Below are 14,806 nucleotides of genomic sequence, written 5' to 3'. Positions count from 1 at the left end.
TTTCCCCTGCGTTGGCGCGCGGGGTTGTTGGTGCATGGGCCCCGGGTCAAGCCCGGAATGACGATGTCTCGAGATGGCAGATGAATTGCCGGGCGAGCACTGCGAAGACCCGGGACCTTTTCCGGGTGAAGCGCCTCACCCTGCATGAGGCCCCGGCTCTGCGCTGCGCCTGGCCTGGGTTTCAGAAGCTATTCGCCATCCTTTTCATCGCCCTCGATCACCTCGGGCGGATTGGCGACGAGCTTGCCGGCTTTCAGGTCCACATGGGGAGCGGCGTCTCTGGTGAAGGGCAGGAACCAGACCCCGTCCGGGCCGGAGATTTCCAGAAGATCGCCCGCGCCGAAATCCTGCACCGACTTGATCTTGCCCAGCGTCTCGCCCTCAAGGTTCTCCACGTCGAGGCCGATGAGGTCGGAATAATAGAACTCGTCCTCGTCAAGCTCGGGCAGGGCGCTGTGGGGCACATGCAGGAGCGTGCCCTTCATGGCCTGCACCTGCTCGCGGGTGAGGCGTTCCTTCAACCGGACGATCACCGTGCCATTGGGGCCGGGTTTGGCCTGGGTCGGGGTCAGGATCACATTGCCCGATTTATCGAGGAAGGGGCCATAGCTGCAGACCTGGCTGGCGTCGCCGAACGGCTTGAGCTTGGCGTCCCCGCGCACCCCGTGGGCGCCCGCGACAGCGGCGATGACGACAAGCTCTTCTTTGGGTGCGGGCATGGCGGGATCCTTTTCTGCGCTCTCTGTGCCCAAAGATGGCCCAAGGCTCAAGATGGGCGCTGCGCGCGGCCTCTGTCTTAGTGGAGATTTGAAAGTTTTGATGTAATGACTTCGAGCGTCTTTATGCGTTGGCTCGCCTCCTCAAAAGGACGTTCGTATCCGTCAGGGTGAGGGGGCGTTGGGTAATGAATAGGGCTCTGGTTGTAAGTCTTGCAGGTCTTGTGGCCTTGAGCGGCTGTGAAACCGCGTCCCTGACCAGTCAGTATGCCTTCCCCGAGGAAGGCCGCGCCTATCATTACGGCAATTTCTGCGGTCCGGGGGTTCCGGAGCGGGTCAGTGAGGACCCGGCGCTTCAGCTTGAGGTACTCAACACGCTGGTTCCGGTGGACGGCATTGACGCCATCTGCCGCGCCCATGACGTCTGTTATGAAACCCATGGCCGCGACCATCCCGGCTGTGATTACGCGATGGTGGGCGCTCTGAGCTATTTCTCTGCAGCCTCTGCGCCCGAAGGTCTGTTCGCCAGGACCAGTGATGAAGAGGATGCCTGCATCAACCTCGCTCATGAAATCCAGACGCCCTTTCACACCAAGTTCGCCTTCGGGCGGGGTCTGGAGAACCGCGCCCGTCTGGAGCGCACGGATGCCGAAACGGAAGCCTATGAGCGGCTTCAGGCGCAGAACAATACCGATACGATCCTGGCCTTCTTTGGCAATGATGACGCCCAGCGTGCGCTTGATGAGCGCCTTGATACCCGATCCATCGGTGAGGTGAGCGGGCTGCGATACTCGCTGGAGACCGCCGCCTTCACCGCCCTGTCGCGGATGCTGACAGGGTTTCCCGAAACGCCGGGCACCTGCAATGCGGTCCCGATCGAAGCCCTGCAGGCCAGCTTCACCTGCCATTTTGACCATTTTGAAGAGCGCATGGTCAGCTCTCGCGGCGATCTTGAGGCCGTCAATCTGGAGCGCATGTCGGTGAATGGCTGTAACACGGTCAAGCGGATCACCCCCTAGGGCATGCCGCCCTGAAAGGCTTCGGTCTCGCCCGCGCTCACCTCGTAAAGCGTGACGGGGGCGCGGCAGCCGGGCTGGGCGCATTTCAGCGCGGTTTCCACTTCATCGAGATGGGCGTGGGCCAGCGCGCGCCGGGCCAGCAATTCCTGCACGGTGTAATAGCGCGCCGCGCTGCAGGCGGTGCAAAAGGCCTCGAGCCGGCTGTGCGGGTCGAGATCGTCAAGGCGCAGTTCGGTTTTCCAGGTCATCACCAGAAGTCCTCGGCATAGGGAATGCGTGTGAAAGCGATCTTGCCGCCGGCATAGCCGCCGGGCGGCGGGGTCCAGACGCCCTGGGTCACCAGCGACTTGGCGTAGCGGCTATTGATGGAGTCGATGGCGTCCTGCAGGGCGTTGCGGCGGGCGCGATCCTCGGGCTTGTCGTCAATCAGCCAGTCGGTCTGGGTGACGCCGGGATCATCAAGATCGGCCAGATACATGCCGGCCCGCATGGGGCGCGCGCGCGGGTCCGCCCGCTGGGCGGCGGCCCACAGCGTGTCGAGCGCCTTGAGGCAATCGCGATCGGTGCGGGCGCTGTGCAGGGGCAATTCCCCGCTCCACCCGCCCTCGATATGGCGCAGCCACAGGCCCATGCGCCCGGCGGTGCGGCCGTCCCGACGCATGCGGCGGGCGGCCTTCACCGTCAGCAATCGCGCGCAGTCATAGGCGCTGGGCCAGGTGCGGTGGCTGGGCGGCAGGACGCGGCCATGGCCATACATGCGCCGCTTGGCGGGCTCGGCCTGGACCGCATAGCCGTGCAGGGCGTACCAGAAGCGCTCGCCCGCCACATTGCGCCACAGGGCGCGCATCTGCTTGGGCTGCAGCGCCCAGAGCGCCTTCATGTCCGCCACGCCCGCCTTCAGAAGGCGCTTGCGCATGGAGGAGCCAATGCCCGGCGCTTCGTCGAGCGGACGTTTGAGCAAGGGCCCCGGCAAATCCTCGGGCGGCCAGATGGTCAGGCCGTCGGGTTTGCCCAGCTTGCAGGCCATCTTGGCGAGAAAGCGATTGGGCGCCATGCCGATCGAGCAGGTGACGACGCCGTCGGTCTGCGCCGCAATGCGCGCCTTGATCGCGTTCGAAACGCCTTCAGGATCGGCGATGGCCCGCCCGTCGAGCGGGCAGGTCAGCTCGTCAATGGATTTCACCGCGCCAATGGGCAGCACGGCCCGGATCTCGGCGACCATCAAAGCGTGCATGCGGCGATAAAGATCGGGCTTCTGATCCACCAGGATCATGTCGGGCACCGCCTCGCGGGCTTCGCGCACGGTCATCACCGAGCTTGCGCCTTTCGCCTTGGCTTCCTTGGAGGCGGCGATGATGCAGGTATTGCGCGCGCCCTGCATGGGGATCACCCCGACCGGGCGGCCCCGCAGGCGCGGATCGGCGTATTGCTCGACGCTCGCAAAGAAGCTGTCAAAGTCGAGATAGAGCTGCTCGATGGTCTCTGGCTTGCGCATGGTTCATGTTCCGCAGGCGGCTGTCCGCTACAGAACAAAACTAGAACAAATGCGTTCACCGGGAAAGCGGGAAGAGTCAGATCGCGGCGTGAATCCCTGACTCCAGATGTGAAAAACCCCGCCGCGTTTCCACGGCGGGGTTGATCAAATGCCGGAAGCAAAAGGTCTTATTCAGACGCTTCTTCAGCAGCTTCTTCGGCCGGGGCGTCTTCAGCCGGAGCCGCAGCGGCTTCAGCTTCAGCCGCCTTCTTGGCTTCTTCTTTTTCAGCGCGTTCAGCCGCGCGCTCTTTGGCTTTCTCGCCAGGCTCGCCCTTTTTCGGGTTGTTGCCGTGGGTCCATTCATAGACGCCAGCGTCTTTCAGGAAGCGCGCGACGCGGTCAGACGGCTGGGCGCCCTTCTTGATCCACTCGGCGGCTTTCTCGGTGTCCACGGAGATGCGGTTCTCGTGGTCTTTCGGCAGCATCGGGTTGTAGTGGCCGATCTTCTCGATGAAGCGGCCATCGCGCGGCATGCGGGAATCGGTGACGACGATGCGGTAGTACGGACGCTTCTTGGCGCCGCCGCGGGCGAGACGAATTTTAACAGACATGGTTGTGGTCCTTTAAGGTCATTTTTTCTTCGAGAGGCCGAGCGGTAGGCCATCCGGCCCCAGGGGTCCGCCAATGCCTGGCAGGCCCTGTTTGCCTGGGCCGCCCAGCCCCGGCAGGTCTGCGCCCTTGGGCGCTTGTCCCTTGAGAAGATCGGACGCCGCATCGCCAAGCCCTGGAGGCATGCCGCCACCCATGCCGGCCATGCCGCCGCCCATACCCGGCATTCCGGGCATGCCGGGGAAACCCCCTTTTTTGCCCTTCTTGCCCATCTTCTTCATCATGTCCGCCATCTGGCGGTGCATTTTCAAGAGCTTGTTCACCTCCGGCACCTCAACGCCCGAGCCGAGCGCAATACGGCGCTTGCGGCTGGCCTTGAGCAGATCCGGTTTGGCGCGCTCTTCCTTGGTCATCGACAGGATGATCGCTTCCTGGCGCTTGAGCATCTTGTCGTCAAAGCCGGCATTGGCCATCTGGGCCTTCGCCGCCTTGTTCATGCCCGGCAGGAAGCCCATCAGCCCTGCAACGCCGCCCATTTTCTGAAGCTGGCGCAGCTGGTCGGCCATGTCGTCGAGATCGAACTTGCCCTTGGCCATCTTCTTGGCGAGGCGTTCGGCTTTCTCGTGATCGACCTCGGCGGCGGCTTTCTCCACCAGCGAGACGATGTCGCCGCGCCCCAGAATGCGGCCGGCGAGGCGCTTGGCGTCAAAGGCGTCAAGGCCATCAACCTTTTCAGAGACGCCCAGGAACTTGATCGGCAGGCCGGTGACCCAGCGCATGGACAGCGCGGCGCCGCCGCGGCCATCGCCATCCATCCGGGTCAGCACAAGGCCGGTCAGCTTCAGACGCTCGTCAAAGCGCTTGGCGGTCTCCACCGCATCCTGACCGGTCAGGGAGTCCGCCACCAGAAGGGTTTCACGCGGCCGCGCCACTTCGGCGATCTTGGCGGCCTCGCCCATCATCTCTTCATCGATGGAGGTGCGGCCCGCAGTATCCAGGATCACCACGTCATAGCCCTGAAGGCGACCCGCGCTCATGGCGCGCTTGGCGATCTCCACCGCGGACTGGCCCGCCACGATAGGCAGGCAGGCGACGCCGGCCTTCTCGGCCATCTGCGCCAATTGCTCCATCGCCGCCGGACGGCGGGTGTCGAGCGAGGCGACGAGGACTTTCTTCTTCTCGCGCTCGGAAATGCGCTTGGCGAGCTTGGCGGTGGTGGTGGTCTTGCCCGAGCCCTGAAGACCCGCCATCAGGATCGCCACAGGCGGTTCGCCGGTGAGGTTGAGCCCCTCGGGTTCGCCCTCGCCGCCCAACAGCTCCACAAGGCCGTCATGGACGATCTTGATGACCTGCTGGCCGGGGCTGACCGAGCGGATGACCTCTTCGCCGATCGCCTTCTCGCGGACCTTCGCAGTGAAATCCTTCACCGCCGGCAGGGCGACGTCGGCCTCCAAGAGCGCCACGCGGATTTCGCGCAGCGCGGCGTCCACATCCTTTTCCGAGAGCGCGCCGCGCCCGGTCAGGCTGTCAAAGACGCCGGAAAGCCGTTCTGAAAGTGAGTCGAACATGTGTTCGCCTGCCCTGGTCCGCTTCTGGTCACACCCAAGAAGGTGTGTGTCAAACGCGCACGCCGCAACCGCCCCACTGGACGAGCCTTCGTCGAGCGGGGGACCTCGCCCGCCTCCAGGCGTTCACTCCTGATCTATGCAGGACGCCGTGTGCGGGTAAGGCAAGCGGAGAGACGCTTGCGTGAAGCGTGGGCGTTTACGCGGGAGGCGGGGAAGAGTCAAGGGAAAGCGGGTTTGTGGGGCTTGCCGACTTCCATTCTCCCCCGCCATCCCCTACCTGTCAGCGCATTGATCCCGCCTCTGCCCGAAAGGCTTCCCATGCTGACGATTGCTTTCCAGATGGATCCCATCACCGCCGTCAATGTCAACGCGGACTCCACCTTTGACATTGCGCTGGAGGCCTTTGGGCGCGGCCATGAGATCTGGGTGTATGAGCCCAAACATCTCAGCCTGGAGAACGGCAAGGTCCGTGCGACGGCGCAGCGGGTGAAGACGCTGCAGCGGGTGCAGGGCGAGCATGTCACCCTGGCCGAGCCTGAAGTGCTGGACCTGCACACGGTGGATGCGGTCTTCCTGCGTCAGGATCCGCCCTTCGACATGAGCTACATCACCACCACCCACATCCTTGAGCATCTCATGCCCGAGGTGCTGGTGGTCAATGATCCGCGCCATGTGCGCGATACGCCCGAAAAACTGTTCGTGACGACGTTTGAAGGCGTGATGCCGCCGACCCTGATCACCAGCTCGGAAGCGGAGATCCGCGACTTCTTCGAGCGCCATGATCGCGACATCATCGTCAAGCCGCTGTTCGGCAATGGCGGGGCGGGCGTGTTCCGCATCCGCGACAGCGCCGAGAATATCGCCTCGCTGGTGGAGCTGTTCGGGCAGACGAGCCGCGACCCGCTGATGGCCCAGGCCTTTGTTCCCGATGTCAGGAATGGCGACAAGCGGGTGATCCTGGTGGATGGCGAGCCCGTGGGCGCGATCAACCGCGTGCCCGCCGAGGGCGAAGTGCGCGCCAACATGCATGTGGGCGGCAAGGCCATACAGTCCGACCTCACCGAGCGCGATCTCGAGATCTGCCGCATCATCGGGCCGGAGCTGAAGCGTCGTGGCCTTGTCTTTGTGGGCATTGACGTGATCGGAGACTACCTCACCGAGATCAACGTCACCTCCCCTACCGGCATTCAGGAATTGCGCCGCTTCTCCGGCGTGGATGTGTCTGCGCTGCTGATTGACTGGGTCGAAGCCAAGCGGGGGTAGGCGCGACATGATCGATACCGACACCCTGCATTTGCAATGGGCGCTGAGCTATCCCTTCCCGCGCCCGCAAACGCCCTTCATCTTTCTGGACGGCGCGACCTGGCCCTTGATGCAGACCCAGGGCGGGTTCGGCGACTGGATCATTGATCACGCCAAGGGACCTATCAAGATGGCGAAAGCGCTGGGCGAACAGCGTCTTTCGGAGTTTGAACGCGGCGCCTATCACGCCGTGGCGGCGGTGGGCTCGAACGCCGCGCCCGCGCAATTACGCCGCAAATTCCGCGACCATCTGGACGACGTCGCCATTCCGGTGATCCAGATCCATGTGCCCGATCATGTGGTCGCCTATGCCAACCGCATCGCCGTCTATGGCTCGATCCCGGCCACGCTGGTGGAGCGCCCTGGCGGCTCGGTGCGGGTCTGGGCGACGCTTCTGACCGAACGCGACTACGCCATCATGAACGGTACCGAGGATCGCGGCGAGATTTATGACGGCGTGCCGATCAGCCCGATCCATGTGCCCGAAGCGATCGAGAACCCGTTTGAAGCCTATGCCTGCCTGACGGGCTCGCTCCCCCTGCGCGTCTCCGCCTTCCCGTCCGAGGGTTGCGGCTGGCCCGTGGGCGGCCAGTGGGAAGCGCAATCAGCCGCCATCCGTGCGCTGGACCTTGATCTGTCCGTGGATCATTTCGTGCTGGAAAACACCGCCGATCCCGAGCTGCGCGCGGCGCGCGATCTGGCGCTGTCCAAGGTGCGGTAAGAGGGAAGGTGAAATGATGCGGTTACGAATGGCCTTGGCATTGCTGATGGCGGCGCTTTCCGCATCATCCGCTATGGCTTGCTCGATCCCTTTTCAGGAAACGTATTATTCTGCTGACGAAGCAATCGAGGATGCGTCGTGGATCGCATGGGCCCGCGCTGTGCAAGCAGAAGACGGGCGCTATGAGTTTGAGGTGATCGAATACCTGAAGGGCCGAGGTCCTTCGCGAATTCGCCCATCTGAAACATCAACGAATTCTCAGGAATACTGGAACAATGGAGGTGACTGGCTCGCAGCTGGTATGGCGAGCTTTGTCAGGCCGCTGGGGGATCCTCCAAACAGACCCCGAACAGAGAATTTTTATGGCCATTCCACAGCACATTTTTGGACGGTCGGTACGGACGTCTTTGACGGGACAGACTGTTTAATACGACCGGAATTCGTCCTTGGTCGGGCCGAGTATCTGGTTTTTGGCCCTCATGCTTATTCCTACGGGTTTGAGGCCATCTCAGGCGCAGACGATCTCTGGCTGAACTATGTCCGCGACAAGGTGCAGACAGGAGAGGCCGTAGCCCCGTTTCCTCAGACTCTTGAGCAGTATCTCTCCGAAGCGATCGCTGTAATCAGGGTCCAGGCTGTGCTGTCGGATGATGGCTTTGAGTTCCAGGAAACAGTCTTGAAGGGTGAGAACGACAGCTATCTGGAAGCAGTATTTGTCATGCCAGAAGTGTCGCTACGCGATGATTTGCTTTGTCGGTTCTCTCGTCCTTCGGATGGTGTAAGCACCCTGGACCGCATTTATGTAATTGAGCGGATATCGTCTCTGCTTGAAGACCAGGTCGATTATGTGGGATGTGGCAGGGAGTATAATCCCGAAACCCCTCGGAGAAGCATAGGCGTGACGTTAAGCGCCAGAGGCCGGTATGCCCGAAACGCCTATCTCCAGTTTGATGTGCGTTCGGATGGGACGCTGGACCTCTTCACAAGTGGACGTGCATTTCCGCTTTTGACGAAGGGCGAGACGACCGACACAGATCTAAGTCTTGATCGGGTCAGAAGCCTTCTCAATCGTCCCCTCGATGAGCGCTAGCTTCAAAGACAAACTCTCCGAGTCTTGATCAGGCGCTGTCGCTGGTGCGGTAGAAAGCGGCTTGCGGGGCGTCGCGAGCTGTCGTCATGCTCTCCCGGCTAAGGATCAGGAGGGGATCATGAAATACGGGCTGACATTTCTCGCGGGGGTGCTTGTGGGGGCGGCGCTGGTGATTGCGGCGGGCCTGTTCATGGGCCGCCAGATCGCCGTGACGCCTGAGCTTCCCGGCGCCAGCCTGACCGAAGACGGCGCGCCGTCAGACGCCGGATAAGTCTCTTCCCTGTCATCGGACGACGTGTCCGGCTGGATTTTCACGGTCCTCGGACTTGATCCGGGGACCCATGGGCCTCCGGGTCAAGCCCGAAGGCCGAGACGTGAGTGTTTTTCAGAACGTGAAACCCAAGGCTGGGTGAGCGTCCCTCTCCCCTTTCTGAGGGGAGAGGGGAATTGCAGCCCTATTTCTTCAGCCAGCCCTTGTTGACCACCACTTCGGCGATCTGGACGGCGTTGAGCGCGGCGCCCTTGCGCAGATTGTCCGACACGATCCACATGGCGAGACCGTTCTCGACCGTGGGGTCGTTGCGGATGCGGCTGACGAAGGTGGCGAATTCACCGACGCTTTCCACCGGGGTGACGAATTGCGGTTCGTCCTCATCCGCGCGGTCGATCACCATCAGGCCCGGCGCTTCGCGCAGCAGGTTGCGGGCATCCTCGGCGGAGAGTTCCTTCTCCAGCTCCAGATGCGCGGCGACGCAATGGCCGACAAACACCGGCACGCGGGCGCAGGTGGCGAAGAGCTTGATCTTGGGGTCGAGGATTTTCTTGGTCTCGACCGTCATCTTCCACTCTTCCTTGGTCGCGCCGTCCTCCATGAAGACGTCGATTTTCGGAATGACGTTGAAGGCGATCTGCTTGGGGAAGACTTCCGGTTCGATCGGGTCGTTGACGTAGATCGCCTTGGTCTGGTTCCACAGCTCGTCCATGGCCTCGCGGCCGCCGCCGGAGGTGGACTGATAGGTGGAACAGTTCGCCCGCAGAATGCCCGCCGCATCATGGATGGGTTTCAGCGCCACCACGGTCTGGATGGTGGAGCAATTGGGGTTGGCGATGATGTTCTTCTTCGGCCGCTCATTGAGCGTGTCCGGGTTCACTTCGGGCACGACCAGCGGCACGTCCGGGTCCATGCGCCAGGCGCTGGAATTGTCGATGACAAGCGCGCCGGCCTTGGCGATCTTCGGCGACATCTCGCGCGACAGATCTCCGCCCGCGCTCATCAGCACGATGTCGACAGTGGAATAGTCAAACGTGTCCGCATCCTTGATGGTCAGGGTCTTGTCGCCATAGGAGACTTCGCGGCCCACGGATTTGCGGCTCGCGAGCGCATAGACGGTTTCGGCGGGGAAGAGGCGTTCCTCGAGGATGGTCAGCATTTCCTGACCGACAGCGCCCGTGGCGCCCAGAACGGCGACGTTGAGACCCATGGATCTCTCCTTCAGATGATATTGCTCTGCACAATGACGCAGGCTCAGACAAAGAAAAACCCCCGGGGCCGGTCTGGCCCCGGGGGTTTTCACACCGGATCGACCAGACCTTTAGGCCAGGCTGGGATCAATCTTCTTGCACGCTTCCACGAGGCCCTTCACGGAATCGACCGAATGGTCGAACATGGCCTGTTCGTCCTTGTTCAGCTCGATCTCGACGACCTTCTCCACGCCATTGGCGCCGATCTGGATCGGCACGCCCACATACAGGCCGTCCACGCCGAACTGGCCGGTCAGGTGCGCCGCGCAGGGCAGGATGCGCTTCTTGTCGTTGAGATAGGATTTGGCCATGGCGATGGCGCTTTCCGCCGGGGCGTAGAAGGCCGAGCCATTGCCCAGAAGGCCGACGATCTCGCCGCCGCCCTTGCGGGTGCGGTCGACGATGGCGTCGATCTTCTCGTCAGACGACCAGCCCATTTTCACCATGTCCGGCACCGGAATGCCGGCGACGGTGGAGTAACGGGTCAGCGGCACCATGGTGTCGCCATGGCCGCCCATCACGAAGGCGGTGACGTCTTCGACCGACACGTTGAACTCTTCGGCCAGGAACCAGCGGAAGCGCGCAGCGTCCAGAACGCCCGCCATGCCGACCACCTTGTTGTGGGGCAGGCCGGAAAATTCGCGCAGCGCCCAGACCATGGCGTCCAGCGGGTTGGTGATGCAGATCACGAAGGCGTTCGGGGCGAACTTCTTGATGCCTTCGCCGACCGACTTCATGACCTTGAGGTTGATTTCCAGAAGGTCGTCGCGGGACATGCCCGGCTTGCGCGGCACGCCGGCGGTGACGATGCACACATCCGCGCCTTCAATGGCGGAATAGTCTTCCACCGAACCGCCCGTCAGATGGCTGTCCTTGCCGAAGACGGGGCTGGCTTCGCACAGATCCAGCGCCTTGCCCTTGGCGGTGCCTTCATTGAGGTCCATCAGGACCACATCGCCCAGCTCCTCACGAGCAGCGATGTGAGCCAGGGTGCCGCCGATCATGCCGGCGCCGATAAGGGCGATCTTTTTGCGAGCCATGGAAATACTCCTCAAGCTTACGAGGGGGCGCGCCTTTGATGCAGGCGCGAAGACAGGTGGGCCTGATTTACGCCCCTCGGCGCAGAAGTGCAATGCGCAGAAGGGAGAAGACCGCTCTGAGCTCTGTCAGTCGCCCAGCCAGTGCATGAAACTGGCGTTGCGGATGCGCTCGCCGCCCATCTGTACTCCGACCGCCAGCGCCGCCGCATCGCTATGGGGGATTTCACCGGGCGTGTGCAGGTATTCAGGCTGGATCATGCCCGAGATCAGGATGTCTCCCAGCGCGTCATCCCGGGTGCGGAACTCGAAAGCGCCATCGGTGAGGATCAGGCTGTCAGGCCGGATGCGTCGCGCATCAAGATAATAGGTCTGCCCCAGCTCGTTCGTGGCGGTTTCGCCCTCGACCGGGTTCAGGCTCAGCCAGACCGGGATTTCATCAGGCGCCGACCCCGCCTCGCGCCAGAACTCGAAATCGGTGCTGTGGCCAATGAACAGATGATCCACCGTCCAGCCATGGGCCGAAAGACCGCCATTGGGCAGGTAATAGCCGCTGGCGTCATAGCTCATGGCGATCTCGAATCCGCTCGCAACTGACGCCGCGTTGGCTGCAGGTTCAGCGGCGACCGTGTTGCTGGCGGGCGAACAGCCGCTCGCGAGCACGAGGGCGGTGAGGCCAAGTGTGATGCGGATCATGGTGCGTCTCCCCAGACAATGATCTGGGAAGTGTGCCTTGGCAGGCGGCCCCCGTCACTCAGAATGCGTGCGGTCTGGGCTGTCCTCGTCGCTTTCGCCCACACGGCGCTCGGCGGCCAGATAGGCGCGCCCGCTCATCTCCATCAGGCGCGACACCGTACGCTGGAATTCAAACGCGTAATCGCCTTCGGGGTAGAGTCTGGAGGCTTCCGCTTCCGCGCTCATGATCAGCTTGGTCCGGATTTCGTAGAGGGCGTCGATCAGCGTCACGAAACGCTTGGCGGCGTCGCGCTTGCCCGGCGTCAGCAGCGGCGCACGGTCGATCATGACGGTGTGGAAGGTCTCCGCCACCATCAGATAGTCCGCCGGGCCTAGAGGCCTGGCGCACAATTCGTCAAAGGTGAAGCGCGCCACACCCGCCGCCTGTCGCGGCACCACAAGTTCGCGCCCGTTCACGTCGAGAATGCAGGTCTGCACCTTGGCGCCGCGCGTGAGGCGCTTGAAGGCGTTATCCATCGCCGAATCCGCTTCCGAGCCCAGCGGATGGTAATAGACCGGCGCGGCTTCGAGCTGTTCAAGGCGGTAATCGCGCCCGGAATCGAGCTCGCGCACATCCAGCGTCTGTTTGATGAGATCGATGAAGGGCTCGAACAGCTGGCGATTGAGACCGTTTTTGTAGAGATCATCGGGATGCCGGTTGGAGGTGGCGACCATCACCACGCCCTCGGCGAACAGGCCGTCAAACAGGCGACCCAGGATCATCGCATCGCCCACATCGGTGACCTGCAGCTCGTCAAAGCACAGAAGCCGCGTCTGCTTGGCCAGCGCTTTCGCCACGCGTGGCAGAGGATCGGAATCCTTCTTCTCGCGCTCATGGGTGATGCGCGCCTGGATCTCCTGCAGGAACTGGTGAAAGTGCACGCGGCGCTTTTTCGCCACGGGGGCGGCGTCAAAGAACAGATCCATCATCAGGGATTTGCCGGTGCCCACTCCGCCATAGAGATAAAGGCCCCTGGGCGCGGGTCTGGACTTGCTGAACAGGCCCGACTTGCCCTCATTCCACTCCGCCAGCGCGTCGCACAGCGCCTCAAGGTGCTCAGCGATTTCGGCCTGACCGGGATCGGGCTGCAGCCGACCTTCGGCCACCGCCTGTTTCAGGCTGTCCACAGGACCCATTCTCAAAGGCTCCAGACCAGAGCTGCGGTCGCGATCAGAGTAAAGCTGACAGCGGCGGCGAGCCAGACAAGGGCGGGGCGTTGCAAGGTGCGCATGGCCGCCTCGATACAATGATGCGCCCGCCCCGCCAAGACGGCTGCGCTTATAGCTTCATGAGGTTGCAGAAGGATTGCGAGAGGGTGACAAGGCTGTGGCCTGTCTAGACCATCCAGCCTTCCAGCTCAGACCGCCAAGCCTCGGGCAGCGGCTTCGGGCGACGGGTCTGACGGTCCACATAGACATGCACGAAGAAGCCCTCGGCGGCGGCGGTGTCCTCGCCCGCCTTGAAGATGGCGATCTCATAGCGCACCGAGCTTGAGCCGATCCGCGCCACCTTCACCCCCGCTTCCAGAGCATCCGGAAAGGCCGTGGCGGCGTGATAGCGGCAGCCGGTCTCCACCACGAGGCCGATGGTCTCGCCGTGCTCGATGTCGAGAAGACCTGCGCGGGCCAGGCGCCGGTTCACGGCCGTGTCGAAGAAACCGTAATAGACGACATTGTTGACATGGCCGTAGACATCATTGTCCGCCCAGCGGGTCTCGATGGGTTCGAACTGATTGAAAGCCGCACGCCTCGCCGGCGCCTGACGCTCTGCGCTCACAGGATTTCCTCATACATCGCGACGATGGAGTCATAGGTCATCTCGCGCGGATTGTTCGGCAGGAGGCGATCATTGGCGGCCACGTCCTCCGCCATTTTCGGCACGTCATTATGGCTGATGCCCAGTTCCGACAGGCGGCGCTCGATGCCCACGGCCTCGGCGATGCGGTCCATCTCGTCGATCAGGCCCGAGGAGCCCGGCTTGAGGCCCAGATGCGAGGAAATTTCCGCATACTGCTCTTCGGCGGAAGGCGCGTTGTAGCGCAGCACGGGCGGCAGCACGACGGCGTTCGAAAGCCCGTGCGGGACATGGAACATGCCGCCCAGCGGATAGGCCATGGCGTGCACCCCGGCGCAGGGTGAGTTGGAGAAGGCCTGCCCCGCCAGCATGGCGCCCAGCAGCATGTCGCCGCGCGCTTCCCGGTCAGAGCCATCCTCGCACGCGCGCAGGATCGAGCCATGCAGCAGCTTCAGCGCGGTCAGCGCCAGGGCGTCCGACATGGGGTTTTTCGAGCGGCGATTGGTGAAGGCCTCGATGGCGTGAACCATGGCGTCAATGCCGGTATAGGCGGTGGGATGCTTGGGCAGGCCCAGCGTCAGATCGGGATCCAGGATCGCCATGTCCGCATACAGAGGATCTGCCGCAATGCCGCGTTTGGACGTCGCGCCCGTGGTCAGCACCGCCACATTGGTCACTTCCGAGCCGGTGCCCGCCGTGGTGGGCAGCAGGATCAGCGGCGGACGGTTCGCCTTGACCTGCTGCACGCCATACATCGTGGACAGGGATTGCTCGCCGGACAAAAGGAGCGCGACCACTTTCGCCGTGTCCATCGGGCTGCCGCCGCCAAAGCCGATCACGGCCTCGGCGCCAAATTCCTGACCTTCCGCCACAGCTTCGAAGACAGTGCTTTCGGGCGGGTCGGCGACCACCTTGTCATAGACATGCACCTGAAGGCCCGCATCCTTCAGGCCCGCCAGCGCCGCATCGGCCAGTCCCGCCTTCAGGACGCCCTGATCGGTGACAAAGAGGATGCGCTTGGCGCCCTTGAGCGCCGGGGCGGCGGTTTCCGCGAGCCGTGCGCTCGAGCCAGGCTGGAACAGGGTTTTGGGGACTGTCGTGAAGGTGAAAGCGGTGGTCATGGCCGTCGGCTCCTCCCGTCTGCGGGCTCGCACTGCGCGGATGCGTCGCGTGTGTTATGAGCGGGGTCTCTTTATGCGGACCCTCGAAACGGGCACAG

The 14,806-nt window shown here is 62.9% G+C and carries 16 protein-coding genes; 5 read left to right on the top strand and 11 right to left on the bottom strand.

What is annotated here, in order from left to right:
* Positions 1-188: 188 nt before the first annotated feature.
* Complete coding sequence (gene rimM, locus B2Z70_RS10190) at positions 189-719, bottom strand: ribosome maturation factor RimM (protein ID WP_292983021.1); 531 nt, start codon at positions 717-719, stop codon at positions 189-191.
* A gap of 185 nt (positions 720-904) precedes the next feature.
* Here rimM and B2Z70_RS10185 point away from each other — a divergent pair, with 185 nt between their 5' ends.
* A complete protein-coding gene (locus B2Z70_RS10185) occupies positions 905-1,735 on the top strand; it encodes a phospholipase A2 family protein (protein ID WP_292983019.1) in 831 nt (276 codons plus the stop codon).
* Here B2Z70_RS10185 and B2Z70_RS10180 read toward each other — a convergent pair.
* The 4 genes from B2Z70_RS10180 to ffh form a co-directional block, all read right to left on the bottom strand.
* On the bottom strand, positions 1,732-1,983 hold the full coding sequence (locus B2Z70_RS10180; RefSeq protein ID WP_292983017.1) for a hypothetical protein: 252 nt from the start codon (positions 1,981-1,983) through the stop codon (positions 1,732-1,734). The two genes, B2Z70_RS10185 and B2Z70_RS10180, sit on opposite strands and share 4 nt — an antisense overlap.
* Entirely contained in the window at positions 1,983-3,230 is a 1,248-nt protein-coding gene (locus B2Z70_RS10175) for a Y-family DNA polymerase (RefSeq protein WP_292983015.1), read from the bottom strand. Before B2Z70_RS10175 ends, B2Z70_RS10180 begins: the two co-directional genes overlap by 1 nt.
* A gap of 167 nt (positions 3,231-3,397) precedes the next feature.
* Positions 3,398-3,820: a 30S ribosomal protein S16 gene (gene rpsP, locus B2Z70_RS10170; protein ID WP_292983013.1), complete on the bottom strand. Its 423-nt coding sequence runs from the start codon at positions 3,818-3,820 to the stop codon at positions 3,398-3,400.
* An 18-nt stretch (positions 3,821-3,838) separates the two neighbouring features.
* Positions 3,839-5,386, bottom strand: a complete 1,548-nt coding sequence (ffh, locus tag B2Z70_RS10165) for a signal recognition particle protein (protein ID WP_292983011.1) — start codon at positions 5,384-5,386, stop codon at positions 3,839-3,841.
* Positions 5,387-5,704: 318 nt separating this feature from the next.
* Here ffh and gshB point away from each other — a divergent pair, with 318 nt between their 5' ends.
* The 4 genes from gshB (at position 5,705) to B2Z70_RS10145 (ending at position 8,770) form a co-directional block, all read left to right on the top strand.
* Positions 5,705-6,649 carry a glutathione synthase gene (gene gshB / locus B2Z70_RS10160; protein ID WP_292983009.1) on the top strand — a complete coding sequence of 315 codons (945 nt, stop codon included), beginning with the start codon at positions 5,705-5,707 and terminating at the stop codon, positions 6,647-6,649.
* Positions 6,650-6,656: 7 nt separating this feature from the next.
* Positions 6,657-7,409, top strand: a complete 753-nt coding sequence (locus tag B2Z70_RS10155; protein WP_292983007.1) for a hypothetical protein — start codon at positions 6,657-6,659, stop codon at positions 7,407-7,409.
* Between the two features lie 13 nt (positions 7,410-7,422).
* Entirely contained in the window at positions 7,423-8,499 is a 1,077-nt protein-coding gene (locus B2Z70_RS10150) for a hypothetical protein (RefSeq protein WP_292983005.1), read from the top strand.
* Positions 8,500-8,617: 118 nt separating this feature from the next.
* A complete protein-coding gene (locus B2Z70_RS10145) occupies positions 8,618-8,770 on the top strand; it encodes a hypothetical protein (RefSeq protein WP_292983003.1) in 153 nt (50 codons plus the stop codon).
* Between the two features lie 184 nt (positions 8,771-8,954).
* On the opposite strand, the gene B2Z70_RS10140 is transcribed toward B2Z70_RS10145, so the two are convergent.
* The 6 genes from B2Z70_RS10140 to B2Z70_RS10115 form a co-directional block, all read right to left on the bottom strand.
* Entirely contained in the window at positions 8,955-9,980 is a 1,026-nt protein-coding gene (locus tag B2Z70_RS10140; RefSeq protein ID WP_292983001.1) for an aspartate-semialdehyde dehydrogenase, read from the bottom strand.
* 111 nt (positions 9,981-10,091) lie between these two features.
* Positions 10,092-11,060 carry a malate dehydrogenase gene (mdh, locus tag B2Z70_RS10135; protein WP_009802265.1) on the bottom strand — a complete coding sequence of 323 codons (969 nt, stop codon included), beginning with the start codon at positions 11,058-11,060 and terminating at the stop codon, positions 10,092-10,094.
* Between the two features lie 126 nt (positions 11,061-11,186).
* On the bottom strand, positions 11,187-11,753 hold the full coding sequence (locus B2Z70_RS10130) for a hypothetical protein (protein ID WP_292982999.1): 567 nt from the start codon (positions 11,751-11,753) through the stop codon (positions 11,187-11,189).
* Positions 11,754-11,807: 54 nt separating this feature from the next.
* Positions 11,808-12,929: a cell division protein ZapE gene (gene zapE / locus B2Z70_RS10125; RefSeq protein ID WP_292982997.1), complete on the bottom strand. Its 1,122-nt coding sequence runs from the start codon at positions 12,927-12,929 to the stop codon at positions 11,808-11,810.
* Positions 12,930-13,128: 199 nt separating this feature from the next.
* Positions 13,129-13,569 (bottom strand): acyl-CoA thioesterase, encoded by a 441-nt coding sequence (locus B2Z70_RS10120; protein WP_292982995.1) that lies wholly within the window; start codon positions 13,567-13,569, stop codon positions 13,129-13,131.
* Positions 13,566-14,708, bottom strand: a complete 1,143-nt coding sequence (locus tag B2Z70_RS10115; RefSeq protein WP_292982993.1) for an iron-containing alcohol dehydrogenase — start codon at positions 14,706-14,708, stop codon at positions 13,566-13,568. The genes B2Z70_RS10120 and B2Z70_RS10115 overlap by 4 nt, the downstream gene beginning before the upstream one ends.
* Positions 14,709-14,806 lie beyond the last annotated feature (98 nt).

The organism is Oceanicaulis sp. UBA6590 (assembly GCF_002433705.1).
GTDB lineage: Bacteria > Pseudomonadota > Alphaproteobacteria > Caulobacterales > Maricaulaceae > Oceanicaulis.
Note: the sequence above shows the minus strand (reverse complement) of the source record. Positions and strands in the feature narration are given on the sequence as shown.

Excerpts from the sequence above, each read along its gene's own strand:
- B2Z70_RS10155 (WP_292983007.1), top strand. The coding sequence starts at position 6,657 with ATGATCGATACCGACACCCTGCATTTGCAATGGGCGCTGAGCTATCCC.
- B2Z70_RS10145 (WP_292983003.1), top strand. The coding sequence starts at position 8,618 with ATGAAATACGGGCTGACATTTCTCGCGGGGGTGCTTGTGGGGGCGGCG.
- gshB (WP_292983009.1), top strand. The coding sequence starts at position 5,705 with ATGCTGACGATTGCTTTCCAGATGGATCCCATCACCGCCGTCAATGTC.
- B2Z70_RS10175 (WP_292983015.1), bottom strand. The coding sequence starts at position 3,230 with ATGCGCAAGCCAGAGACCATCGAGCAGCTCTATCTCGACTTTGACAGC.
- B2Z70_RS10130 (WP_292982999.1), bottom strand. The coding sequence starts at position 11,753 with ATGATCCGCATCACACTTGGCCTCACCGCCCTCGTGCTCGCGAGCGGC.
- rpsP (WP_292983013.1), bottom strand. The coding sequence starts at position 3,820 with ATGTCTGTTAAAATTCGTCTCGCCCGCGGCGGCGCCAAGAAGCGTCCG.
- B2Z70_RS10140 (WP_292983001.1), bottom strand. The coding sequence starts at position 9,980 with ATGGGTCTCAACGTCGCCGTTCTGGGCGCCACGGGCGCTGTCGGTCAG.
- B2Z70_RS10185 (WP_292983019.1), top strand. The coding sequence starts at position 905 with ATGAATAGGGCTCTGGTTGTAAGTCTTGCAGGTCTTGTGGCCTTGAGC.
- B2Z70_RS10115 (WP_292982993.1), bottom strand. The coding sequence starts at position 14,708 with ATGACCACCGCTTTCACCTTCACGACAGTCCCCAAAACCCTGTTCCAG.
- ffh (WP_292983011.1), bottom strand. The coding sequence starts at position 5,386 with ATGTTCGACTCACTTTCAGAACGGCTTTCCGGCGTCTTTGACAGCCTG.
- B2Z70_RS10150 (WP_292983005.1), top strand. The coding sequence starts at position 7,423 with ATGATGCGGTTACGAATGGCCTTGGCATTGCTGATGGCGGCGCTTTCC.
- mdh (WP_009802265.1), bottom strand. The coding sequence starts at position 11,060 with ATGGCTCGCAAAAAGATCGCCCTTATCGGCGCCGGCATGATCGGCGGC.
- zapE (WP_292982997.1), bottom strand. The coding sequence starts at position 12,929 with ATGGGTCCTGTGGACAGCCTGAAACAGGCGGTGGCCGAAGGTCGGCTG.
- rimM (WP_292983021.1), bottom strand. The coding sequence starts at position 719 with ATGCCCGCACCCAAAGAAGAGCTTGTCGTCATCGCCGCTGTCGCGGGC.
- B2Z70_RS10180 (WP_292983017.1), bottom strand. The coding sequence starts at position 1,983 with ATGACCTGGAAAACCGAACTGCGCCTTGACGATCTCGACCCGCACAGC.